The sequence below is a fragment of the Achromobacter sp. genome (genome assembly GCF_049647645.1).
Lineage (GTDB): Bacteria > Pseudomonadota > Gammaproteobacteria > Burkholderiales > Burkholderiaceae_B > Achromobacter.
The window spans coordinates 1-24,222 of record NZ_JBARYB010000289.1 but is presented as its reverse complement, the minus strand read 5'-3'; the positions used below and the strand labels follow the sequence as shown (position 1 = coordinate 24,222).

The following is a 24,222-nucleotide window of genomic DNA, read 5'->3' as shown; positions in this document are numbered from 1 at the left end:
CCTGCCTAGAGGAAGCCGCATGAGTACTCGCCGCAAGGCCCCGACCCAAGACACCGGCGATACGCCGCCCTATGAAGTCGTCGCCCTGGTGCTGCAGGGCGGGGGAGCGCTGGGGGCCTACCAGGCCGGGGTGTACCAGGGATTGCACGAAGCGGGTATCCGGCCCAACTGGATTTCCGGCATCTCCATCGGATCGATCAATGCGGCGATCATCGCGGGCTCCCGCGAGGACGAGCGTGTGGAGCGCTTGCGCGGCTTCTGGGAAAGCATCTGCCGCCCGGCGGGTTTTGCCTCGGTGCCCTGGGGCGATACGCTCGGCGCCATGTTCGAAGGCTTGCCATTCGGCTTCGGCTCGCCGGTCATGAACGGGCATGTGTCGGCATTCCAGGCCCTGTTCTCGGGCCAACCGGGTTTTTTCAAACCGCGTTTTCCGCCGCCCTACCTGGTGCACGGCAAGGGCGCGGCGTCCACCAGCTTCTACGACACCACGCCGCTGGCCGCGACCTTGCGGGAGTTCGTGGATTTCGACCTGCTCAATAGCGGGGCCGTGCGCGCCAGTTTCGGCGTGGTCAACGTGCGGACCGGCAACTTCGCCTATTTCGACAGCCAGAAGGACACCCTGAAGCCCGAGCACATCATGGCCTCGGGCGCCTTGCCGCCGGGCTTCCCCTCCGTCGAGATCGACGGCGAACACTATTGGGACGGCGGCGTCGTGTCCAACACGCCGCTGGCCCAGGTGCTGACCACGGACAACATGCGGGACACGCTGGCGTTCCAGGTCGACCTGTGGCCGGCGCGCGGCGGCCTGCCGACCAACCTGGAGGAAGTGGCCGAGCGGCAGAAGGACATCCAGTATTCGAGCCGGACCCGCCTGGTCACGGACCAGATGCGGCGCGTGCTCAAGCTGCGGCACGGCTTGCAGCGTCTGCTGGCGAAGCTGCCGGAAGCCGAGCGCAACGCGGCTGAGTTCGACGACATCCGCAAGCTGTCCCATACGCCGGCCACCAACATCATCAACCTTATCTACGAGTCCAAGCACCGGGAGCGTTACTCCAAGGACTACGAGTTTGGCACCGAGGCCATGCGCGAGCACTGGGAGTCGGGCTTGGCCGACATCCGCGCCACGCTGGCCAAACCCGGCATCCTGGCCCGTCCGACCCAGGATAGCTGTTTCGTCACCCACGATATCCATCGCAACGGCAAACGCACCTGAACTGGCGGGGCCGAGGCTCGGCGGGGTTTCCGGAACGGCACTGGGCAGGTTTTCGATCGGATTGGTCTTATAGATGCCTTACAAATCCGTCATCGGCGGGTTCAGGCGGTAGTCTTTCCGGGCGATTTGCAACCTTGTTCCGGGAGCCGGCCGCCATCCCGCGCGGCGCGGGCCGTCCTGGTGGAGATCCGTCGTGAATGCCCCCGCTCGCCTTGCCCAGGTCGCGCCCGCCCGCGCGGCCGACACTCTCTATGCCATGGACGGCTGGTGGACCTTGGTCTACCAGGGCTGGACCCTGCTTACGCCCCAGGGTATCCGCATCGGCCTGACTGCCCTGGAGCGCACCTGCCTGCTGTGCCTGGCGGGCAATTCCGCCCGGGAACTGCGGCGCGATGAATTCTTGACCGCTCGCAGGCGCACCACGATGCGCACGCTGAATGTGGCGATCTGCCGCCTGCGCGGCAAAGTCCTGCTGGCCGGCGTCCGGCTGCCGCTGCATACGGTGCATGGCATGGGCTATGTGTTCCTGGGCAAGCTGCGCGAGCTTTCCGAGACCTGATTTGTTGTATGAAATCCCGCCGCGCGTGGTATTTGAAGCACTAAAAATCAGTGATTTCCCCAATAACTGAGTTACATTACTGGGCTGATTACGTGCCTTGATGACGCATGCTTCTTATTTTGATCGCGGCCAGAGCCGCGGTTGAATACTGCGATTACATGACGCGATTATGGTTAATTACGCTACGCGGGGGTTTCAATGCGGTTTTCGCCTAAACGTGTTTCAGGGCTGGCTTTTTCCGGTGGGGTCCTCGCACTGATATTGGCTGGTTGCGGTGAAAAGCCGCACATGAATCCAGGCATGCCCCAGGTCAGCGTCATTACGATCCAGCCGCAGCGCGCGCCCATCGTGTCCGACCTGCCCGGCCGCGTTGATGCCGTCCGGGATGCGCAGATCCGTTCGCGCGTTACTGGCATCGTCCAGAAGATCGCCTTCGAGCAGGGCGGGGACGTCAAGGAAAACCAGCTGCTCTTCAAGATCGATCCGGCGCCCTACAAGGCTGCCTACGATCAAGCGACGGCGCAGCTCAAGCAGGCGCAGGCCAATCTGTTCAGCGCCAAGCTGTTGGCCGACCGTTACGCGCCGCTGGTCAAGGCCAACGCCGTCAGCAAGCAGGAATACGACAACGCCGTGGCCTCGTACCGCCAGGCGGACGCGTCCGTCGCCGCCGCCAAGGCGGCGCAGGACAACGCTGCGATCAATCTCGGCTACACCGACGTCACCTCGCCCATCACCGGCCGCATTGGCAAGCCGCTAGTCACCGAAGGCGCGCTGGTCGAGGCCACCTCCGCCACGCAGATGGCCACGGTGCAGCAACTGGATCCGATCTACGTGGACTTCACCCAGTCCACCGCGGAGCTCGCATCCTTGCGACGCGCCTTCGCCAGCGGCCAGTTGCAGCAAGTCGGCAAGGACACGGCGCGCGCCACCATCGTGCTGGAAGACGGCTCCGAGTACGGCCAGCCGGGCAAGCTGCTGTTCACCGGCATCACCGTGGACCCGACCACGGGCCAGGTCAACCTGCGCGCCGAAGTTCCCAACCCCGACGGCATCCTGCTGCCCGGCATGTATGTGCGCGTACGCCTGGAGCAGGGCGTGGACGACAAGGCCCTGATGGTGCCGCAGCAGGCGCTGCAGCGTACCGCGGACGGCCTGCAAAGCCTGTTGCTGGTCAAGGACAACAAGATCGAGCAGATTCCGGTCACCACTGGCGGCGCTCTCAAGAGCAACTGGATCGTCACCAGCGGCTTGAAGGCTGGCGACGTGGTCGTGGTGGAAGGATTCCAGAAGGTCCGTCCGGGCGCGCCGGTGCAGGCCAGCGAATGGAAGAACGGCACGCCCGCGCCGGGCGGCCAGGCTCCCGCGCAACCGGGCGCCAAGCCCGCGGAATCCGCCCCGCAGCCTGGCGCCAAGCCGGCCGAGCCTGCGCAGCAGGACAAGGCCGCAGGCCAGAAATCTTAAGCGGCACGCGGCGCAAGCGCCGCGTTCCTCTTTGGTGAGCATCGCTTTCAGAGTCAGCCCACATGCCGCAATTTTTTATTGATAGACCGATTTTCGCTTGGGTAGTCGCCCTGTTCATCCTGCTGGCCGGGGTGCTGGCGATCCCGAACATGCCGATTTCGCAGTATCCGGACGTGGCGCCGCCCGCGATCACGATCACGGCGACCTATCCCGGCGCTTCGGCCAACGAAGTGGCCGAGCAAGTCACCAGTATCATCGAAGACCAGCTCAACGGCGCCAAGGGCCTGATCTACTACGAGTCGGTCAGCGATTCCTACGGCACCTCGACCATCACGGCGACCTTCGCTCCGGGAACCAACCCAGACCTTGCGCAGGTGGACGTGCAGAACCGCGTGTCCAACGTGGTCGCGCAGCTGCCGACCGCCGTGCAGCAGCAGGGCTTGCAATACGAACAGACCAGTACCGGCTTCCTGATGGTGGCGGCGGTGTCGTCCACCGACGGTTCGCTGGACCAGACCGCGCTGGCCGACTACATCACCCGCAACATCAAGAACCCCGTATCGCGCGTGCCCGGCGTGGGCCAGTTCCAGCTGTTCGCGGCGCCGCGCGCCATGCGCGTGTGGGTCGATCCCGCCAAGCTGGTCGGTTTCAACCTGAGCATGTCGCAGGTCAACCAGGCCATCGCCCAGCAGAACGTGGTGATTTCCGGTGGCAGCATCGGCGCGCCGCCCAATCCGGACTCGCAGCGCATCACCGCCACGGTCACGGCCAACGGCCAGCTGAGCACCGTGGAGGGCTTCGGCAAGATCGTCCTGCGCGCCAATACCGACGGCTCCCAGGTGCTGCTGCGCGACGTCGCGCGTATTGAAGTCGGCGCGGACAATTACCAGTTCGGCGCCCGCCTGAACGGCAAGCCGACGGCGGCATTCGCCATTGTGCTGTCGCCCAACGCCAACGCGCTGGCTACCGCGCAGGGCGTGCGCCAGCAAATGGAGGAACTGTCCAAGTACTTCCCGGGCAACATTACCTACTCCATTCCGTACGACACGGCGCCCTACGTGAAGGTGTCGATCGAGCAGGTGGTCCACACCCTGGCGGAAGCCATGGTGCTGGTGTTCCTGGTGATGTACCTGTTCCTGCAGAACGTCCGCTATACCCTGATCCCGGCCCTGGTGGTGCCGGTGGCCATGCTCGGGGCGTTCGCGGTGATGCTGGCGCTAGGGTTCTCCATCAACGTGCTCACCATGTTCGCCATGGTGCTTGCCATCGGGATTCTGGTCGACGATGCCATCGTGGTGGTGGAGAACGTCGAGCGGATCATGTCCACAGAGGGCTTACCACCCAAGGAAGCCACCAAGAAGGCCATGCCTCAGATCAGCGGCGCCATTATCGGCATTACGCTGGTGCTGGTGACGGTGTTCCTGCCGCTGGCCTTCATGAGCGGTTCGGTGGGCGTGATCTATCGCCAGTTCTCGATCGCGATGGCCGTGTCCATCTTCTTCTCGGCGCTGCTGGCGTTGACCTTCACTCCGGCGCTGTGCGCCACCATCCTCAAGCCGGTGCCCAAGGGCCACCACGAGGACAAGAAGGGCTTCTTCGGCTGGTTCAACCGCAAGTTTGACGCCACCACCCACAATTACCAGAACTGGGTGTCGCGCATGCTGCACAAGGGCGGCCGCATGATGCTGGCGTTCCTGGTGCTGGTCCTGTTGCTGGGCTGGCTGTACCTGCGCCTGCCTTCGTCCTTCCTGCCCGAGGAAGACCAGGGCTACGTGGTCAGCAACATCGAGCTGCCCACCGGCGCCACCGCCAACCGGACGGTCGAGGTTATCGAGCAGGTCGAGAAGTACTTCGCGGACGTGCCCGCGGTCGAGAACGTCATTGCCGTGCAGGGCTACAGCTTCAACGGCAACGGCCTGAACGCCGCCATCGCCTTCGTCACGCTGAAGGACTTCAGCGAACGCAAGGAGCGCAAGGATTCCGCGGGCGCGATCGCCTTCCGGGCCTTTGAAAAGCAGCTGATGGGCATCCATGACGCGCAGGTGTTCACCCTGGTGCCGCCCGCCATCTCGTCCCTGGGCAACGCCACCGGCTTCGACTTCCGCCTGCAGGATCGCGGCGCGGCGGGTTCCGCTGCCCTGGCAGCGGCCACCGGCGAGCTCATGGGCCTGGTCATGAAGAGCCCCGTGCTGTCGCAGGTGCGCATCACGGGTCTTGGACCGGGCGCGCAGCTCGGCCTGACCATTGACCGCGACAAGGCAGCCGCGCTGGGCGTGGATTTCAACGAGGCCGCCTCGCTGATTTCCACCGCCGTCGGTTCCGCCTATTTGAGCAAGTTCCCCAACCTGGGCCGGATGCAGAACATCTGGGTGCAGGCCGACGCGCCGTACCGCATGCAGCTCAATGACGTGCTGCAGCTGAATGCGCGCAACAGCCAGGGCGGCATGGTGCCGCTGTCCACTTTCGTCAAGGCCGAATGGAAGCAGGGCCCGGTGCAGGTGGTGCGCTACAACAGCTACGAGTCCATGCGCATCAGCGGCGACGCCGCGCCGGGCTACACCACGGGCGAGGCGATGGCCGAGATGGAACGCCTGGTGGGCCAACTGCCGCAGGGCTTTGGCTACGAGTGGAACGGCCTTTCCTATCAGGAACGCCAGGCTGGCAACCAGGCCCCGATCCTGATGGGCCTGTCGCTGCTGGTAGTGTTCCTGGTGCTGGCCGCCCTGTATGAAAGCTGGGCCATCCCGATTTCGGTGATGCTGGTGGTGCCGCTGGGCATGTTGGGCGCGGTGGCGCTGATCAGTGCGCTGGGCATGTCCAACGACGTGTACTTCCAGGTGGGCATGGTGACCGTGATCGGTTTGGCGGCCAAGAACGCCATTCTTATCGTGGAGTTCGCCAAGGACCAGTACGCGCGCGGCATGGGCCTGTACGAGTCGGCGGTGGAAGCCGCCAGGCTGCGGTTCCGTCCCATCCTGATGACCTCGTTGGCCTTCATCCTGGGCGTGGTGCCCCTGGCCATGGCGACCGGCGCCGGCGCCGCCAGCCAGCGCGCCGTGGGTCTGGGCGTGCTGGGCGGCATGTTGGCCGCCACGCCGTTCGCGGTGATTTTCGTGCCAACCTTCTTCGTGGTGGTGCTGGGCCTGTTCAAGACCCGGCCGCGCCTGCTGGGCGCGGAACTGCGCGCCTTCGAAGAAGAGCAGGCGGCCAAGAAGGCTGCAGCCGGACAGGCTGCGCCGGACGCCGCCGCGCAACATCCCGCACAACCCAACGGTGGCCAGGAGGGCAAGGAATGAAAGCCCTGAAGTTCAAACAGACCGCCCTGTCCGCTTTCGTGGCGGTGGCGTTGGCCGGCTGCTCGCTGGCGCCTGATTACAAGCGCCCCGATGCGCCTGTGGTGGGCACGTGGCCCGACCAGCCCAAGGTGCAGTACGGCGGTTACGCCAAGCCCACTTCGCTGGGTACCCAGCCGTCCACCGCGGTCATGCCGCAAGACGGCACGCCCGCCGCCTATCTGGGCTGGCGCGAGTTCTTCCGCGATCCGCGTCTGCAAAGCCTGATCGAGCTGTCGCTGGCCAATAACCGCGACCTGCGCGTGGCGGTTGAGCGCGTGGAAGAGGCCCGCGCCCAGTACGGCATCCAGCGCGGCGCGCAATGGCCCAGCATCGGCGCCGGCATCCAGGGCCAGCGCCAGCATCTGCCGCAAAATATGCGGGCGGCCGGCTCGGGCTCCATCAGCAGCTCGTACCAGGCCGGCATTGGCCTGACCACCTTCGAGATCGACCTGTTCGGCCGCTTGCGCAACCTTTCCGAGGCGGCGTATCAGCAATACCTGTCGACGGAGCAGGCACAGAAGAGCGCGCAAATCACGCTGGTCGGGTCGGTCGCGCAGTCGTATTTCAACCTGCGCGCCGCCGAGGTCCAGCTGGAGCTGACGCAGCGTACCCTGGCGTCGCGCCAGGAATCCTATGACCTGGTCAAGCGCCGTTTCGACGGCGGCGTGGCCTCCGAACTGGACTTGAACCAGGCCAAGACGCTGCTGGATACGGCTTCGTCCGATCTGGCGCAACTGGCCCGCGCCCAGGCCCAGGCCATGAACGCGCTGGTGCTGCTGGTTGGCGCGCCGCTGCCGCCGGACCTGCCGGCGCCTGCCGTGTTCGGCCGCGACCAGTTGCTGGCCACCGTGCCTGCAGGCCTGCCGTCCGACTTGTTGGAACGCCGTCCGGACATCATGGCCGCGGAAAACCAACTGATGTCCGCCAACGCCAATATCGGCGCGGCGCGCGCGGCGTTCTTCCCGACCATTTCGTTGACCGGCCTGCTGGGCGTGGCTAGTCCGTCGTTGGGCGACCTGTTCAAGGGCGGCCAGGGTTATTGGAGCTTTTCGCCTTCGATCACCACGCCGTTGTTCGCCGGCGGCAGCATCCGCGAAGGGCTGAACCTGGCAAAGGCGCGCGACAATATCGCCGTGGCGCAGTACGAACAGTCCATCCAGCAGGCGTTCCGCGAAGTGTCGGACGCGCTGGCGGGCGAAGCTACCTACGGAGCGCAGCTGGACGCCCAGCGCGCCCTGCAGGACGCGTCCGGACGCACGCTGGAACTGTCGAATTTGCGCTATACCAATGGTATCGACAGCTACCTGCAGGTGCAGACCGCGCAGGTGGACTTTTTCAATGCCCAGCTCGCCCTGGTCCAGACTGGCCTGGCCGCGCTGATCAACCGCGTGGAACTGTACAAGGCCCTGGGCGGCGGCTGGGAAGAAACAACGAAAGTGCAATGATAGAACTTGGTGTAAATATCGATCACGTTGCCACGCTGCGGCAGCAACGCCATACGACCTACCCGGATCCGGTGCTTGCCGCGCTGCGCGCGGAGGATGCCGGCGCCGACCTGATCACGCTGCATCTGCGTGAAGACCGGCGCCACATCCAGGACAAGGACGTCTATGCCATGCGTCCGCAACTGCGCACGCGCATGAACCTGGAATGCGCGGTGACGGCGGAAATGCTGGAGATCGCCTGCGCGGTCAAGCCCAGCGATGTCTGCCTGGTGCCCGAAAAGCGCACCGAGCTCACGACCGAAGGCGGCCTGGAAGTCGCTGGCGCCATGGGCCCCGTGTCGGACGCAGTCGGCCTGCTGGCCGAGGCCGGCATTCGCGTGTCGCTCTTCATCGATCCGGATCCCGTGCAGATCGCGGCCGCGGCCCGGGCCGGCGCGCCGGTGATCGAATTGCACACTGGCGCCTATGCCGAGGCCGAGGGGGAGGCCGCCGAGGCCGAACTGCAACGGCTGCGCCTGGCCGTGGCCGAAGGGCTGCGACATGGCTTGCGCGTGAATGCCGGCCACGGCCTGCATTACGGCAACGTCAAGCCGGTGGCCGCATTGGACGGCATCGCCGAGCTCAACATCGGCCACGCCATCGTCGCGCAGGCGGTGTTCGACGGCTGGGAAAAGGCGGTGCGCGACATGAAGGCGCTGATGGTGCAGGCTCGCCTGCAAGCGCTGCGCGGGCTGTGACCGCGGAACCGATGCCTCTCGCTTGCCGCCGGACGCGCGCATATTCCCATGTCTGACGCCTCCCGTCCCGCCGCGCCCGCGGGCGCCATTGCCGGCATCGGCATGGACCTGCTGCGCATCGATCGCATCGAGCGCGCGCTGGCGCGTCACGGCGACCGTTTCGCGGAAAAAATCTTGGGCGTCGAGGAACTGCAGAAATTCCACGCGCGCCGTGCCCGCGACCCGGTGCGCGGCCTGCGCTTCCTGGCCACCCGGTTCGCGGCCAAGGAAGCATTTTCCAAGGCCATCGGGCTGGGCATGCGCATGCCCATGACTTGGCGGCGCGTGCAGACCTTGAATGCGCCCGGCGGGCGTCCCGTGCTGGTGATCGCGCCCGAACTGCTGCAATGGTATGAGCAGCGTTTTGGCGCGGCGCATGTGTCCATTACCGACGAATCCGACATGGCCGCCGCTTACGTGGTGGTTGAACGCAAGCCCTGATCGGCGGACCCCGTGCCCGCCGCCGGCTTGCCAGACTCAGACAGAAGGAAGCCTGACATGGCCAAAAAGAAATCCAAGGCGGTCCTGCCGCCCGGCCCCGTGATGGTCGATGTGGCGGGACACACGCTGACGAAGGCGGAAAAGAAGCGCCTGCGCCATCCGCTGGTGGGCGGGGTGATTCTGTTCGCCCGCAATTTCGAAAGCCGCAAGCAGCTGACCGAGCTGACGCGCCAGATCCACAAGGCCCGCAAGGAGCCCCTGCTGATCCTGGTGGACCACGAGGGCGGCCGCGTGCAGCGCTTCCGCGAAGACGGCTTCACGCCGCTGCCCGCCATGCGCGATCTCGGCGTGTTGTGGAACCGCGATCCGCTGCAAGCCATGCGCCTGGCGACCGAAGCCGGCTACGTGCTGGCCGCCGAGCTGCGCGCTTGCGGCGTGGACATGAGCTTCACGCCCGTGCTGGACCTGGATTACGGCGTCAGCAAGGTGATCGGCACCCGTGCCTTCCACCAGGACCCGCGCGTGGTCACGATGCTGTCGCGCGCGCTGATCCAGGGCCTGCAACTGGCGGGCATGTCGGCTTGCGGCAAGCACTTCCCCGGCCATGGTTACGTGGAAGCGGACTCGCACCATGAGATCCCGGTGGACTCGCGTCCGTTGGACAAGATCCTGAAGGACGACGCTGCCCCTTATGCCTGGCTGGGCGACGCGGTGCTGCCGTCGGTAATGCCCGCGCACGTGATCTACCCCAAGGTCGACAAGCATCCGGCCGGTTTCTCCAAGCGCTGGGTCCAGGACATCCTGCGCACCCGCCTGGGCTACGATGGAGTCGTGTTCTCGGACGACCTGACCATGGAAGGCGCCTCGGTGGCAGGCGACATCCTTGACCGCGCCAACGCCGCTTTGGGCGCCGGCTGCGACATGGTGCTGGTATGCAACCGGCCGGACCTGGCCGACGAATTGCTCGAGCGCTTGAAGTTCGAGCACGCGCCCGAGTCCGTGGCCCGCATCCGTCGCCTGATGCCGCGCTTTGATGCGCCGGACTGGGATACCTTGCAGGCTGAAAGCCGTTACCAGAATGCCCGACGACTTCAATCTCAAATCGTTCCTGGCTGACCTGCCGCATCTGCCGGGCGTATACCGGCATCTGGATGCGGCCGGCGAGGTCATGTATGTCGGCAAGGCGCGCGACCTGAAGAAGCGCGTCTCGTCGTATTTCCAGAAGAACCTGGCCAGCCCCCGCATCGCCCAGATGGTGGCGAAGGTGGCGCGGCTGGAGGTGACGGTGACGCGCTCCGAAGCGGAAGCGCTGATCCTTGAAAACAACCTCATCAAGACTCTGAAGCCGCGCTACAACATCCTGTTCCGCGACGACAAGTCTTATCCCTACCTGCTGATCACCGGCCACGATTGGCCGCGCATCGCCTACTACCGCGGCGCCACCAACAAGCGCGGCCAGTATTTCGGGCCGTTCCCCAACGCCTGGGCCGTGCGCGAAACGATCCAGATCCTGCAGAAGGTGTTCCGCCTGCGCACCTGTGAGGACTCGGTCTTCGCCAACCGTTCGCGGCCCTGTCTGCTGCATCAGATCGGGCGCTGCTCGGCGCCCTGCGTGGGCGCGATCGAGGCGGCCGATTACGAGCGCGACGTGCAGCGCGCTGTGCGCTTCCTGAATGGGGAAGCCAAGGACGTGATGGGCGAGATCGAAAACCGGATGCAGCAGGCCGCCAGCGAATTGCGCTTCGAGGAGGCCGCGGCGTTGCGCGATCAGATGGGCTCGCTGGCGCGGGTGCTGCACCAGCAGACCATGGAGAACGTCAGCGGCGAGGACACCGACATCATCGCGGTGGCGATCGCCGGCGGCAAGGTCTGCGTCAACCTGGCCATGGTGCGGGGCGGCCGCCATCTGGGCGACAAGCCGTTCTTTCCCTCGCATGCCGAAGGCGAGGCCGCGCCGCAGGTGCTGGAAGCCTTCGTCGCCCAGCACTACACCGACAATGCCATGCCGCCGGTGCTGGTCTGTTCGCACGCCTTGCCCGATCCCGACCTGATCGGCCTGCTGGTGGAGCAGGCGGGCGGACGGCCGTCGCGAGTGCTGACGCGTCCGCAAGGCGCGCGCCGCGCCTGGCTGGAGCAGGCGACCAAGAATGCCGAAATGGCCTTGGCCCGCGCGCTGACCGAGTCTGGCGCCCGCGCCGCCCGCACCCTGGCGCTGGCCGAGGCGCTGGACCTGGACACGGACGAAACCGCGCTGGATGCGCTGCGCATCGAATGCTTCGACATCAGCCACACGGCCGGCGAAGCCACCCAGGCGTCCTGCGTGGTGTTCGAACACCATGACATGCAGCCCTCGCTCTACCGCCGCTACAACATCGGCGGCATCACGCCGGGCGACGATTATGCTGCGATGCGCCAGGTGTTGAGCCGCCGTTTCGCCAAGGTCGCCGACGGCGAGGCGCCCATGCCCGGCCTGGTGCTGATCGACGGCGGCAAAGGCCAGGTGGAAGTCGCCCGCCAAGTGTTCGTGGAGCTGGGCCTGGACATCCAGACGCTGGTGGGCGTGGCCAAGGGGGAAGGGCGCAAGGTCGGCCTGGAAACCCTGGTGTTCGCCGATTCCCGGCCGCCGGTGGCGCTGGGCGGCGAATCCGCCGCGCTGATGCTGATCGCCCAAGTGCGCGACGAGGCGCACCGCTTCGCCATCACCGGCATGCGCGCCCGCCGCGCCAAGGCCCGCAACGTGTCCCGCCTGGAAGAGATCGAAGGCATAGGCGCCCGCCGCCGCCAACGCCTGCTGGCCCGCTTCGGCGGCTTCTCCGGGGTGGCCTCCGCCAGCATCGAAGACCTGGCATCAGTCGACGGCATCTCCCAGGACCTGGCCATTCGTATTTATGAAGCGTTGCGGTAACGCAGCCGTGCGTAAATGCCGGAAAAATGCCTCCAACCCCAACCACCCAGGATGCCTCAAAGGCGCCGGACGCAGATGTGGCAAGCGGCGTAGCGCCACCCGGGCCGCGCGGATCCGGCTCCGCCGGTCCGCAGCGGCGCCCCCCTGGGGGGGAAGCGCCTCCGGCGCTTCGGGGGGGGACCCCATCTTGCTGTTAGCATACGGACACTATGCCAATTAATGTACCCATTATCCTGACATGGCTGCGCATCGCCATGATTCCGCTGGTGGTCGGGCTGTTCTACCTGCCCGAAAGCTGGATGGCGGTCCCTGTGCGCGACACCTTCGCCGCCTGGGCTTTCATTATTGCGGCTCTGACCGATTGGTTCGACGGCTGGCTGGCCCGCCGCTGGAACCAGACCTCGGCGTTCGGCGCCTTCCTGGATCCGGTCGCCGACAAGCTGATGGTCTGTGCCGCCCTGATCGTCCTGCTGGACCTCAGCCGCGTCGACGCCTTTATTTCCCTGATCATCATCGGCCGTGAAATCACGATTTCCGCCCTGCGCGAATGGATGGCCAAGATCGGCGCCAGCGCCAGCGTGGCGGTGCACCGGCTGGGCAAGTTCAAGACGGCCGCGCAGATGGTGGCGATTCCGTGCCTGTTGTACAACCAGCCGATCTATGGCGTCAGCGCGCGCCTGCTGGGCGATGTGCTGATCATCGTGGCGGCGGTGCTGACAGTGTGGTCGATGCTGTATTACCTGCAGCGCGCCTGGCCCGCCATCCGCGAAAAAGCCCTGTAGTCCAGTCCGTCCATATTGGTTTACACAACGGCGGCCCGGCTCGCGCAAGGCGGCCGCCGTTACATACAAAGAGCGATCGGCCGGCCTATCCGGCATGGCGCCTCAAAGTCCAACGTCCGGAGCACCGGACGTTGCCGGAGACAACCCGCGCATCGCCCCTGGCGCCGCGCCACCTGCCGCTGACCGCGGCCGCCTGCAATGAACACCGCTGCGAATACCCTGGCCCTGGACGCCGCCGCCCGCCGGCGCGACTGGAAGCTCATCATGCTGATCGGCGTGGCCCACGCTTCCTCCCACTTCTTCCAATTGGTGCTGCCCTCGCTCTATGTATCGCTGGGCAACGAGTTCGGCCTGGACTTCGCCCGCCTGGGGCTGCTGGTCTCCACGTTCTACGTGGTATCCGGCATCGGCCAGGCGTCCTCGGGCTTTGTGGTGGACCGGATCGGCGCGCGGCCGGTGCTGTGGTTCGGGCTGGCGTGTTTCGTGCTGTCCGGAGTGCTGATTGGATCGGCCAACGGCTATGCCATGCTGGTCGCGGCAGCGGTCGTGGGCGGCATTGGCAATTCCGTTTTCCATCCCGCCGACTATTCCATCATCAACCATCGGGTTTCCGCGCCGCGGCTGGGGCACGCGTTCTCGGCGCACGGCCTGACAGGCAACCTGGGCTGGGCGCTGACCCCTGTTTTCATGACCAGCATCACCTTGCTGGCGGACTGGCGCGTGGCGGCCTATAGCGCGGCCGGACTGGTGGCGCTGGTCCTGCTGTTGACGATTCTGGGCCGTGACCTGCTCGGCGGCCCGTCGCCGCTGGAAGGCCATGCGGACGCCGAAGCCGGCAAGGCTGCCGCCAAGCCTGCGGCGAAACCTCAGGAAAGCGTGCTGACCACGCTGAGCACGTTGTTGTCCAAGCCAGCGCTGTGGGGCGCATTCCTGTTCTTCGCCTGCACCTCCATTGCGCTGTCTTCGGTGCAGAACTACACCATTCCCTTGCTGGGCCAGCTGTACGACTTGTCCAAGGTCGCTGCCAGCTCGGCGCTGTCCGGGTACATGGTGGCTTCGGCTGTCGGCATGGCCGCGGGTGGCTTCCTGGTGTCGGCCAACCCGCGTACCGAGCGCACCGTGATGGTGGCGCTGATCCTGGCGGGCTTGACCCTGGTGGTGCTGGCGCTCGGCCTGGTGCCGGCCGTCCTGGCGGCGCCGGTGGTGGCCTTGGCGGGATTCTGCTCCGGCGTGGCGGCGCCGTCGCGCGACATGCTGATCCGCCGCGTCACGCCCAAGGGATCCACCGGGTCGGTCTACGGCCTGGTGTATTCCGGCATGGACGTGGGCTCGGCGCTCGGCCCGCTGGCATTCGGGTTGCTGCTGGATGCTGGACTGCGCCAAGGCCCCTGGGTGGGCGCCGGCGTGGCGTTTGCCGCCGCCGCCTTCCTGGCGCAGTGGATCGCGGTGCAGGCGCGGCGCGCAGAGCCCGCGACCGCGCCCTCCGTGGCCGCACGTTCCTGACCCTGGCGGGCCCCCTGAATGGGCCCGGCCGTTTGACCCGGCGCAAGGTTCGACCTGCTTCCCTCTGATGTAATGACCCTTATAGGACAAAGGTTATTTACAGGAGAAGCAAAATGAGAAGGGCAAGCGCGTTGCTGGCGGCAGGAATCGCCTTGGGCAGTTGGACCAACCTGGCCGCGGCGGCCTCGCAGGAACCGATACAGCCGGTGGAGCCGGCGGTCATCAAGGAGCCGGCCAAGGTCGAGCTGGGCAAGAAGCTTTTCTTCGATCCGCGCCTGTCGCGCTCGGGCGCGATTTCCTGTAATTCCTGCCACAACCTGGGCATGGGCGGCTCGGACAATCTGAAGGCGTCGATCGGGCACAAGTGGCAACAGGGCTCGATCAACTCGCCCACGGTGCTCAATTCCAGCCTGAGCATCGCCCAGTTCTGGGACGGCCGCGCCAAGGACCTGCGCGAGCAGGCGGGCGGCCCCATCGCCAATCCCATGGAAATGGCCTCCACCCACGAACTGGCGGTGCAGGTGCTGAACTCCATCCCAGGCTACCGGGCGGAATTCAAGCAGGTCTTCGGCAAGGACGACATCACGATCGAAGAGGTTACCGGCGCCTTGGCGGCGTTCGAGGAAACGCTGGTGACGCCCAATTCGCGCTTCGACCAGTGGCTGCGCGGCGACCAGAAGGCGCTGACCGTGCGCGAACTGGCGGGCTATGACCTGTTCAAGAACAGCGGTTGCGTGGCCTGCCACAACGGCGTGGCGGTGGGCGGCAATTCGTTCCAGAAGATGGGCCTGGTCACGCCGTACGTTACCGAGAACAAGGCCGAGGGCCGCGCGGCGGTAACGGGCAAGGACGCCGACCGCTTCAACTTCAAGGTGCCGACCTTGCGCAACGTGGCGCTGACCTATCCGTACTTCCATGACGGCGAGGCGGCCACGCTGACGCAGGCCGTGGATGTCATGGGCCGCTTGCAGCTGGGCCGGACCTTCACGCCTGACGAGAACGCGCAGATCGTGGCGTTCCTGAAGACTCTGACGGGCGATCAGCCAGCCTTCCAGTATCCGGTGCTGCCGCCGTCGGAGGACGACACGCCCCGGCCCGAGCCCTTCGTGAAATAACGCGGTTTCCGCACTACTGGCGGACGGTGCGCACGTCCGCTGGCGGCCCGGCTTCGAAGTTGCTGCGCCACGGGTTGATGTCCAGCCCGCCGCGGCGCGTGTAGCGCGCGTAGACCGTCAGTTGCTCCGGCCGGCAGGCCTGCATGATGTCGCCGAAGATGCGTTCGACGCAATGCTCGTGGAACTCCGCGTGCTGGCGGAACGACACTACATAGCGCAGCAGCGATTCACGGTCTATGGGCGCGCCTCGGTAGCGGATCTGCACGCTGGCCCAATCGGGCTGGCCCGTCACCGGGCAGTTCGATTTCAACAGGCGCGAAGCCAGGGTTTCCTCGACCACGTCGCCCGGACGGGTGCGCAGCACTTCGGGCGCGGGCTCGTAGGTGTCGATCTCGATGTCCAGCTTGTCTATATAGATGCCGTCCATTTCGCCCATCCGCAGTTCGGAGAAGCGCTGCGGCAGGAAGAAATCCAGCCCCACCGGCGCGCCTGCGGCGGCGCTCAAGTCGCGTTCCAGGCGGCCGCGCAAGGCGGCCGAATTGACCAGGCGGGTCTGGTTGAACGAGTTCAGATAGAGCTTGAAGGACTTGGACTCAATGATGTTGGGGCTGTCGGCCGGCACCGAGAAGGTGGCCATGGCCACGCGCGGCTTGCCCTTGGCGTCCAGCCAGGACAGTTCGTAGGCATTCCACAGGTCCACGCCGGTGAAGGGCAGCTTGCCCGCTTCCAGGTTGAGCGCCGCGCGGTTGTGCGAACGCGCAATGGGGAAGAGCAGCGAGGGGTCGTATTGCGAGGCGTAGGCCACGCTCTGGCCCAGCGGGCCGTGGGACAGCGTCATAGCGGAGTCATCGGAAACTTGAAGAATGAGCGCATTGTAGGCGTTGGCAAAAAAGCCTGATTTTCCATATCGTGAAATGTAACGTTCGTCATGTGAAAGCCGCTGCTGCGCAGCAGCGGGAGCTCATTTCACAGATGACAATTGCGTTTCGCAATACGAAATTGAATTTATAAACTATTGATTAATAAGAATAATATTTTTCGTCTTGTATAAGACATAAGCCCGCATTGCTCCGCAGCAGAGGCATAGACTTTGTCCAACGATTCACGCAACGCAGGACGCGAATCTTTTGAAGTCTTCCCATCACTGACCAGGAGCATCAACATGAGCAACCGCGAAACCGAAATCCGCAATCTGCAGAAGGACTGGGCCGAAAACGCCCGCTGGCAAGGCATCAAGCGCGACTACAGCGCCGAGGACGTCATCCGCCTGCGCGGCTCCATCGGCGTGGAACACACGCTGGCGCGCCGCGGCGCCACCCGCCTGTGGGAACTGCTGCATAGCGAGCCTTTCGTGAATTCGCTGGGCGCCCTGACCGGCAACCAGGCCATGCAGCAGGTCAAGGCCGGCCTGAAGGCGATCTACCTGTCGGGCTGGCAGGTTGCCGGCGACGCCAACCTGGCCGGCGAAATGTATCCCGACCAGTCGCTGTACCCCGCCAATTCGGTGCCGCAAGTGGTTCGCCGCATCAACAATTCGCTGAGCCGCTGCGACCAGGTCCAGTGGATGGAAGGCAAGAACCCGGGCGACGAAGGCTACATCGATTACTTCGCGCCCATCGTGGCGGATGCCGAAGCCGGTTTCGGCGGCGTGCTGAACGCCTTCGAGTTGATGAAGGCCATGATCGACGCCGGCGCGTCGGGCGTGCACTTCGAAGACCAGCTGGCTTCGGTGAAGAAGTGCGGCCACATGGGCGGCAAGGTGCTGGTTCCGACCCGCGAAGCCGTGGCCAAGCTGGTGTCGGCGCGCCTGGCGGCCGACACGATGGGCACGCCCACCGTGCTGCTGGCCCGTACCGACGCCGACGCGGCCGACCTGGTGACCAGCGACGTCGACGAGAACGACCGCCCCTTCATCACCGGCGAGCGCACCGTCGAAGGCTTCTTCCGCACCAAGGCCGGCATCGACCAGGCCATCTCGCGCGGCCTGGCCTACGCCCCGTACGCCGACCTGATCTGGTGCGAAACCTCCACGCCCAACCTGGAATACGCCCGCAAGTTCGCCGAGGCCATCCATCGCCAGTTCCCGGGCAAGCTGCTGGCCTACAACTGCTCGCCCTCGTTCAACTGGAAGAAGAACCTGGACGACGGCACCATCGCCAAGTTCCAGCGCGAGCTGGGCGCCATGGGCTACAAGTTCCAGTTCATCACGCTGGCCGGCTTCCACGCGCTGAACTACGGCATGTTCGAGCTGGCCCACGGCTATGCCCGCCGCCAGATGAGCGCCTTCGTCGAACTGCAGCAGAAGGAATTCGCTGCCGCTGAAATCGGCTTCACCGCCGTGAAGCATCAGCGCGAAGTCGGCACCGGCTACTTCGACGCCGTCACGCAGACCATCGAAGGCGGCCAGTCCTCGACCACGGCGCTGACCGGCTCGACGGAAGAAGCCCAGTTCGAACACGGCAAGGATCAGAAGGTCGCCTAAGCGCGGCAGGAGAGTTATGCAGTTGTAGTTGCTGTTGTAGGGTGGATTCGGGTGCCTTCGGGCACCCTTTTTTTTAGACCCCGAAGAACGCCGAGTACACCAGCCGCTCTTCCACCACGCGGCGCTGTTGCATGGCGCCCGCGCGCCGTTCGGGCACCGAGTTGTCGGTGTAGTAGCGCTCGTACTCGCGCACCGCGATGCGCGCCGGCTTGCCGCCGCTGTCGGGGAGCGCGACGCTGGCGGACCAGATCACCGGGTCCAGCAGCTCGCCCAGCAGGGGACCCTCCAGCACCGGCGGGAAACGCACCACCGGGCCGACCACCACGTTGCCCAGCCGCGACAGATCGGCCAGCGTGGTGGGCGTGGCGGTTTCGAGGATGGGCAGTTCGCGCATGCGGTCGATCAGGATGGGCCCCGGGTTGGGCGGCTGCGGCGTCGGTCCCGACGGATCCAGCAGGCCCGACGCCAGCACTGCGGCATCGCTCCAGGCCAGGTCGCTGTCCAGCGCCGGATCGCGCGTTTGCAGCACCAGCTCCACCCGGTTGCGGCCGCTTTCGGCGGTCTGGCCTATGCCAGGGATGAAGGAGATGTTCAGGTACTCGGAATCCAGCGGGAATTTCATCGGCCCGTGCGCGGGCACCACGCCGCGCAGGCTGAACGTCAGGCGGCCGCGCTTCTGCTCGAACACCGCGCGGCGGCGCGGCAGCACCTGGGAGAACTCGGCCTGCACCACCCGCGACAGCTTGGCCGAACTGATGGCGTTGGGCTGATAGCGCGCCAGCGCCAGGCGCACGAAGGGCATGTAGGTGCGGCCGGGGTCGAGCTCGATGTCGCAATACCAGCGCGCGCGTTCCTCGCTCCAGCGCACGCGGTGTCCGACCACATGGACCAGCTTGGACGGAATTTCCTGCAGATAGACTTGCTCGTCCGTGACGCGGGCGGAAAAGTCCGACACGCGCGCCTTATGCTTGGGTTGGGGCGTCTCCCATAGCGGATCCATGCCCCACTGCGTCACCAGCGGCGTCAGCGGGTTGGCGATGTCGGTGAAGTTCAGGCCGTCGCCCGCGATCACCACGCCCAGCAGTTCGCCGTCGCCGGACGAGAACCAAGGCCGCTCCAGCCAGACCCGCAAGCCGTTGCCCAGCCGCGTCACGTCCAGCTTGCCGGCGCCGGCCGTTTCCTGCCAGCGGAAGGTCGGCACCACATACGTGAGGACCGGGGCGTCGGGCGGCGCGCTGGCGCGCACGACGGTATTCTGCGCCCGGCCGTCGCGCCTGAGCACCGGGGCGCCGGGGTCATCGTCCGCCCCTGTTTCCACCAGCGGGCCGTCGGCGATGGGCCCCAGCCGCGTGACCTTGTCCGCCTGCTCGTACAGCGAGGGCGGCAGGTATTCGCGGAAGCGCGTGGCGGCGCGCAGGCGGTAGCGGATGAGGCGGAAACGGGTGTCGCCGAATTCATGGCGGTCGCCGCGCGCGCGCAGCTTGTCGTTGGCGTTCAATTGCTCCTCCACCGCATTGCTCAGGCTGAAGAGGTTCGCGTAGTTTTCCGACAGGGGAACCTCGGCCAGCACGCCATGGCCGGCCTGGCGTTCGGGACGCTGCTTCTGCAGGTCGTCCACCCATTCGTGCCAGTCGGCCTCGATCTCGACCTTGCCGGTGGTGGGGCCGTGCAGGCGCACGCGGGCGTACAGGTCCGCGTGGGCATCGCCAGGTCCGCGCTGCGGTTCCTCCGCCATCAGCAGCAGGGGATCGCAGATCGGTTGCTGCGTTGCGTGGACCAGCACCAGCGGACGATAGGGCGTGACCATCCAGCAGCCGCCCAACACGGATGACAGGCGCAGCGTGGCGCGCTCGCCCTCATTGTTCGCCCAGGCGGGTATGCCAAAGGTATTGGCCAGGCCGGGATTTACAAAGCTGGAATAGCGCAGGCGGGCGATGCGGCCCTTGGGCAGGTAGAAGGTCAGGACCCGTTTGGCCTCGTCCCAGGTGGGCAGGCCGTCGTCGGGAAAGTCTTCCGAGCAGGGTGGATCGGCCAGGGTGGCGAGACGCTCTTGCAGCACGATGCGCAGGCCCAGCGTGTCCGGCCACTTGGACGCATGCGCCACCAGCAGCACCAGCTCCTGGGCAGGCGTCAGCGCGATGACGGCGCTGGGGCCCAGCACCTTGGGCCCCGTGACGCCGGGCAAGGCGTAGCCTGGCTGGGCGCGCAGCGCGATGCCGCCCGCCGCCGGATCCGGGAGATAGGGCGTGAGCACCTGGGCTTCGCGGTGGATGACGTACTGCCCGGCGGCCAGGCGCTCGCCGGTAGGCTGCTCGGCCGAGGGCTGTTGCGGCGGCACCCGATCGGTGGTGGCCACCTTCTGCAGCGCCTGCGGCGTCACCAGTTCTATGTCCGTATTCGGCCCCTTGTCGTACAGGGTGGCTGCATCGCGGGCCGCGGTCTCATAGGCCTGCTTGATGCCGGCGGGATCGCCCATCATGGCGTCGAACAAGCCGTGGGTTTCGCATTGCAGCTGGGACGCCTTGGGCGGCACCACATGGCGTTCGTTGACCGCCGTGTACGCGAAGTCCTTGGAGGCGTCCTGCTGGCGGGCATGCTTGAAGTCGGGACTCTCGAGGTAGGCTGCGGGGTCCATGCCGGTGTTGCTGCGGATCACCATGCGTTCCAGCGATTCGCCTTCGCTCACGCGGGCGCGCTGCAGCAGCGCCGGCGGATCCACGGGTTCGAAACGCCAGTAGACGACCGGCTGCGTGGCGTTGTCGTCCTGCTTGAGCGAGGGATCGTCGAGCGCCAGGCTGTTGCCGGCCAGGTCCACCAGGCGCGCGCGGAAGCGGTAGGGCATGCCGAAGCGCAGTCGCGGCAGGCTGCCCTTGGCAGCCGTGAAGCTGACCGCCAGGCCATTGCCTTTTTCCGTGGCCGTGTCCTGCACCTCTTCCGGCGTTTCGCCCTGCACCCCGCTAGCCGGGTCCACGCGGTCGCGCAGGGTGCGCCCCGGGCGCGGCGCCACCAGGCTCCAGCCGGTCCAGCGGAACAGGGATTCATGCAGGTACTGGTCTTCCGGATCCTCGCCGCCGCTGGTGGAGGCGCCTTTCACATAGCCCTCGTCATCGGGCAATTGCAGCGGCGCGCCGCCATCCGTGCAGCGGTAGGCGCCGGCGCGCTGGCACAGCGAGCGCCATGGCGGGGGATCGCCCGGCATTTGCGGCTGCGCGTCCACGCGATAGCCGCGCAGCAGGTCCTCGGCGTACAGCACGATGCTGCCCGGCGCGCCGGACAGAACGGCGTTCTTCAGGGCCGCGGCAGCCGCGTTCTGCGCCACTTCCCAGGCGCGGCCGCGGCGCGCCACGCCCAGGCCGCCCGAGCGCAGCGCAGCCACGCCCTGCTTGTCGCCGGTGGTGTAGGTCACCGCGCCGTCGGCGCCCAGCGCCAGGTTCTTGGCGATCAGGTTCTGGGCGCTCAGTACGAAGTCCACGGTCTTGAGCGCCGCGCCGTCGGGGTCTGCCTGATAGACATCGAAGGGGCTGCGCGGTTCGTACAGGTTCCAGCTGTCGTCGGCGCGGCGCAGTTTCAGCATGCCGCGCTCATGGTCGGAAGGATTGCGGGGCCGCGTGGTGAAGCGTTCCTGATCGCCGGTCCAGGCGGTGGCGGGGCAGGCGTCGTCGCCGGCGTCGTGGCCGTCTTCCCAGCGCAGGGTCAGGAAGAAATAGCCTTGCGCGGCGGGCGCGGCCGCCAGTTGCTGCGCGATCGGCGAGTCCGCCGGCAGCAGGCAGTCGATGACCAGACCGAGCTGGCGCAGTAGCGCCGGATAGTCGCCGTAAGACGCGACGATGGCGTGGAAATCCATTTCCGGCTGGGCCGGCGGTGCGGGCACGTTCTCGCCATCCGGCCGCCGGATGCTGCGCTGTTGCGCCGTGGGAGGATCACGGCGATAGAAGCGGTTGGCCTGGAACAAGGTGTACTCGGCCTGCGAGTTCCACAGCTTCATCAGGTTCTGGTCGGGGCCGGCGAGCCCGCCATCGTTCCAGCGGGTGGGCAGGGCGCGCAGCGGAAAGCTCACCCCGGGCTGGGGATTGCCCTCGGCGTTCACGCCCGGCGCCGCGGCGCGGCCCTCATAGATGCTGTGAGGACCGTAGACCTGCGAGCGCAGCACGCGCTCGGCGCCGTCGCCGCCATCGTCGAAGAAGCGGTCGAAGCCGGGCAGCGGCATCTCGACGCGCCGGTCGCCCAGCGAGATGTAGGTCGTGCGCGTGCCGCAGTCGCCCAGCATGTCCTTAAGGCCCGGATGCGCGTCGCGCCAGGGCAGCAGCGTGGGCGGCGTGCCGGTGGCTTGCACCGCCAGCCGGCCGTAGTGCTTGCGGGCCAGGCCCAGCACGCCCGCCACCGAATACGAAAACAGGTTGACCTTGCTCATGTCGCGGAACACGAAGCCGGCCACCGGCGTGGTCTTCGGCAGCAGCCGTTCCCACAACGCCGCGTCGGCCTGCGCCTGCGGCTCCAGTTCGATCTCCGCCATGCCGGTGTTCAGCACGAAGCGCACCCGTTCCAGCGTGCGCGGCCAGTTGACCCAGTCGGCGTAGGCGTGCACTTGCTGCTCGTCCGCGGCCTGCGGCGTCAGGCGCGGCGAGGCCACGATGGAGACGCGCAGCCGGCCGGCGTCGGGGCCGGCCGGCACGCGGCCGTTGGGGATCACGGTCCAGACTATCGTTTGCTTGGCCATGGTCGCTCCTCAGGCAAAGGCTTCGGCGTATTCGCGCCAGGCGTACTCGGTGCTGTCGTCGATCAGCGCCAGCTCCTGCGCCAGCGGCAGCTCGGGACGCGGCCCCATCAGGTCGCGGAAGCCCGGGTCGCCGTTGGACCCGGCGAACTTGCGCTCGCAGGACAGCGATACGCTCATCGAGAACATGAACACTTCGATCTCGACGGTGATGGTGGCGCGCCCCGCGCACTTGCCGCTTTCGAACTCGTAGCGCAGTTCCAGATAGATCTCGATGGAAATACTGACGATACCCAGCACGCTGACGCAGCCGCCCATGCGGAAGTAGCCGGCCAGCGAGCAGGCGTTCTTCTCCATGCGGAAATAGATGCCCGCCATGACGTGTACGCCGCCCGAAGCCACGCCCAGGTTCACCGACACGCTGGCGCCGAATTCGAAGGCGGCCTCCATGAGCTGGACGCCGCTGGGATCGAGCGTGATGCCGAAAAAGCCGCCGCCGCCGAACATGCACACCGACAGATTGAAGGGCTGCTCGCGGGTGCAGAAATTGAAGCGCACGGCCAGTGGCTGGCCGATGAAGGGCACGGTGAAGCCCGCGCCCAGGCTGAGGTTGGACAGGTTGAAGACGCCGATGGCGACGGCCGGCAGCGCCAGGTCGAAGCCCGCGTCCACTCCCTTGGCCGAGATGTCCAGGTAAGGCGGATCGGAGAATCCGTCCAGCGGGATCAGGTCGCGCAGCGTTTCGACGAAGGACAAGGGGCCCACGAACTTGATGTCGGTCAGCAGCACGTCCACGTCCATCTTCGCGGCCGTGTCGATGCGGAATTCGATCTTCTCGAAGTTCAGTTCCATGAAGCTGGCCGGCGCGATCAGCACCAGGTCGAAGTCCTTCAGCGAGCAGACCACCGACATCTTGGGCGCGCTCTGCCCGTTCTTGCGCACGCGCGCTTCCACCGCCACCCGGAAGCCGCGCGCATCGTTGACGCGGAACAGCGGCGGGTCGCCGGGCTTGATCGACCAGCTCTTGATCACCGGATTCCAATCGAAGCGGATGGTGAGTTCATCGCCGGTCAGCAGCTCCAGCAGTTCGGCGCTGGCCAGCACGGCATCGACCGCCAGCTTGACCGCGTTTAGCGCCGTCTGCGCGATCTGGCGCGGCGCGCCTTCCAGCAGGCGCGCGCTGCCTATGGTGCCGGACAGCGGCCCGACGGCGTCCGTGATGGCCTGCAGGCGCGGCTTGAGCGCCGCGGCGTCGGCGAAAAGCTCGTCCAACTGGCCGGGATGGCCCACCACCGCATCAAGCGCGTCGTACAGCGCCTTGCCCTGCACCAGCAGCGCGGGCACGACGCCCACACTGTCCAGCAGTATCTCGGCGGTATTGGCGGCTTGGCGCAGCGCCTGGCGCAAACCGTCGGGCAAGCCCACGCCATTTACCCTCGCGTCCGCGGCCGTCCGTAGCGCCTCGGCGGCATCGCGCGCGGCGGTGAGCAC

General features: G+C 66.3%; 15 protein-coding genes and 1 pseudogene. 13 read left to right on the top strand and 3 right to left on the bottom strand.

Translation table 11 applies throughout. The annotated features are described in order from the left end of the window. Window positions 1-19: 19 nt before the first annotated feature. From WBB14_RS32825 to WBB14_RS32770, 12 genes are all read left to right on the top strand, one after another. Window positions 20-1,213 (top strand): DUF3734 domain-containing protein, encoded by a 1,194-nt coding sequence (locus WBB14_RS32825; protein WP_424243468.1) that lies wholly within the window; start codon window positions 20-22, stop codon window positions 1,211-1,213. A gap of 193 nt (window positions 1,214-1,406) precedes the next feature. Beyond that, a complete protein-coding gene (locus tag WBB14_RS32820; RefSeq protein WP_424243467.1) occupies window positions 1,407-1,772 on the top strand; it encodes a helix-turn-helix domain-containing protein in 366 nt (121 codons plus the stop codon). A 198-nt stretch (window positions 1,773-1,970) separates the two neighbouring features. Next, complete coding sequence (locus tag WBB14_RS32815; RefSeq protein WP_424243466.1) at window positions 1,971-3,233, top strand: efflux RND transporter periplasmic adaptor subunit; 1,263 nt, start codon at window positions 1,971-1,973, stop codon at window positions 3,231-3,233. 62 nt (window positions 3,234-3,295) lie between these two features. Continuing rightward, window positions 3,296-6,529 carry a multidrug efflux RND transporter permease subunit gene (locus WBB14_RS32810; protein WP_424243465.1) on the top strand — a complete coding sequence of 1,078 codons (3,234 nt, stop codon included), beginning with the start codon at window positions 3,296-3,298 and terminating at the stop codon, window positions 6,527-6,529. After that, window positions 6,526-8,013 (top strand): efflux transporter outer membrane subunit, encoded by a 1,488-nt coding sequence (locus WBB14_RS32805; protein WP_424243464.1) that lies wholly within the window; start codon window positions 6,526-6,528, stop codon window positions 8,011-8,013. The genes WBB14_RS32810 and WBB14_RS32805 overlap by 4 nt, the downstream gene beginning before the upstream one ends. Continuing rightward, complete coding sequence (gene pdxJ, locus WBB14_RS32800; protein WP_424243463.1) at window positions 8,010-8,750, top strand: pyridoxine 5'-phosphate synthase; 741 nt, start codon at window positions 8,010-8,012, stop codon at window positions 8,748-8,750. The genes WBB14_RS32805 and pdxJ overlap by 4 nt, the downstream gene beginning before the upstream one ends. A 48-nt stretch (window positions 8,751-8,798) precedes the next feature. Continuing rightward, a complete protein-coding gene (gene acpS / locus WBB14_RS32795; protein WP_054452884.1) occupies window positions 8,799-9,230 on the top strand; it encodes a holo-ACP synthase in 432 nt (143 codons plus the stop codon). 57 nt (window positions 9,231-9,287) lie between these two features. Further along, window positions 9,288-10,346: a beta-N-acetylhexosaminidase gene (gene nagZ / locus WBB14_RS32790; RefSeq protein ID WP_424243462.1), complete on the top strand. Its 1,059-nt coding sequence runs from the start codon at window positions 9,288-9,290 to the stop codon at window positions 10,344-10,346. Further along, window positions 10,309-12,135 (top strand): excinuclease ABC subunit UvrC, encoded by a 1,827-nt coding sequence (gene uvrC, locus WBB14_RS32785; protein WP_424243461.1) that lies wholly within the window; start codon window positions 10,309-10,311, stop codon window positions 12,133-12,135. The genes nagZ and uvrC overlap by 38 nt, the downstream gene beginning before the upstream one ends. Window positions 12,136-12,344: 209 nt before the next feature. Next, entirely contained in the window at window positions 12,345-12,917 is a 573-nt protein-coding gene (gene pgsA / locus WBB14_RS32780) for a CDP-diacylglycerol--glycerol-3-phosphate 3-phosphatidyltransferase (RefSeq protein ID WP_424243460.1), read from the top strand. Window positions 12,918-13,115: 198 nt separating this feature from the next. Next, the gene (locus tag WBB14_RS32775; RefSeq protein ID WP_424243459.1) at window positions 13,116-14,420 is read left to right on the top strand and encodes an MFS transporter; all 1,305 of its coding nucleotides are present in this window, start codon (window positions 13,116-13,118) and stop codon (window positions 14,418-14,420) included. Window positions 14,421-14,533: 113 nt separating this feature from the next. After that, on the top strand, window positions 14,534-15,535 hold the full coding sequence (locus tag WBB14_RS32770; protein WP_424243458.1) for a cytochrome-c peroxidase: 1,002 nt from the start codon (window positions 14,534-14,536) through the stop codon (window positions 15,533-15,535). 13 nt (window positions 15,536-15,548) lie between these two features. On the opposite strand, the gene queF is transcribed toward WBB14_RS32770, so the two are convergent. Continuing rightward, complete coding sequence (gene queF / locus WBB14_RS32765) at window positions 15,549-16,373, bottom strand: NADPH-dependent 7-cyano-7-deazaguanine reductase QueF (protein WP_424243457.1); 825 nt, start codon at window positions 16,371-16,373, stop codon at window positions 15,549-15,551. Window positions 16,374-16,697: 324 nt separating this feature from the next. On the opposite strand from queF, the gene aceA reads away from it, so the two are divergent. Beyond that, a complete protein-coding gene (gene aceA, locus WBB14_RS32760) occupies window positions 16,698-18,017 on the top strand; it encodes an isocitrate lyase (RefSeq protein WP_424243456.1) in 1,320 nt (439 codons plus the stop codon). A 73-nt stretch (window positions 18,018-18,090) separates the two neighbouring features. Here aceA and WBB14_RS32755 read toward each other — a convergent pair whose 3' ends face one another. Beyond that, window positions 18,091-22,734, bottom strand: coding sequence for a hypothetical protein (locus tag WBB14_RS32755; RefSeq protein WP_424243455.1), 4,644 nt, complete (start codon window positions 22,732-22,734; stop codon window positions 18,091-18,093). 9 nt (window positions 22,735-22,743) lie between these two features. After that, a pseudogene (locus WBB14_RS32750) lies at window positions 22,744-24,222 on the bottom strand (hypothetical protein); the annotation flags it as partial.

Coding starts and splice junctions, on each gene's coding strand:
- WBB14_RS32810 (WP_424243465.1), top strand. CDS start 3,296: ATGCCGCAATTTTTTATTGATAGACCGATTTTCGCTTGGGTAGTCGCC.
- pdxJ (WP_424243463.1), top strand. CDS start 8,010: ATGATAGAACTTGGTGTAAATATCGATCACGTTGCCACGCTGCGGCAG.
- WBB14_RS32825 (WP_424243468.1), top strand. CDS start 20: ATGAGTACTCGCCGCAAGGCCCCGACCCAAGACACCGGCGATACGCCG.
- queF (WP_424243457.1), bottom strand. CDS start 16,373: ATGACGCTGTCCCACGGCCCGCTGGGCCAGAGCGTGGCCTACGCCTCG.
- pgsA (WP_424243460.1), top strand. CDS start 12,345: ATGCCAATTAATGTACCCATTATCCTGACATGGCTGCGCATCGCCATG.
- nagZ (WP_424243462.1), top strand. CDS start 9,288: ATGGCCAAAAAGAAATCCAAGGCGGTCCTGCCGCCCGGCCCCGTGATG.
- WBB14_RS32775 (WP_424243459.1), top strand. CDS start 13,116: ATGAACACCGCTGCGAATACCCTGGCCCTGGACGCCGCCGCCCGCCGG.
- aceA (WP_424243456.1), top strand. CDS start 16,698: ATGAGCAACCGCGAAACCGAAATCCGCAATCTGCAGAAGGACTGGGCC.
- acpS (WP_054452884.1), top strand. CDS start 8,799: ATGTCTGACGCCTCCCGTCCCGCCGCGCCCGCGGGCGCCATTGCCGGC.
- WBB14_RS32755 (WP_424243455.1), bottom strand. CDS start 22,734: ATGGCCAAGCAAACGATAGTCTGGACCGTGATCCCCAACGGCCGCGTG.
- WBB14_RS32805 (WP_424243464.1), top strand. CDS start 6,526: ATGAAAGCCCTGAAGTTCAAACAGACCGCCCTGTCCGCTTTCGTGGCG.
- WBB14_RS32770 (WP_424243458.1), top strand. CDS start 14,534: ATGAGAAGGGCAAGCGCGTTGCTGGCGGCAGGAATCGCCTTGGGCAGT.
- WBB14_RS32815 (WP_424243466.1), top strand. CDS start 1,971: ATGCGGTTTTCGCCTAAACGTGTTTCAGGGCTGGCTTTTTCCGGTGGG.
- uvrC (WP_424243461.1), top strand. CDS start 10,309: ATGCCCGACGACTTCAATCTCAAATCGTTCCTGGCTGACCTGCCGCAT.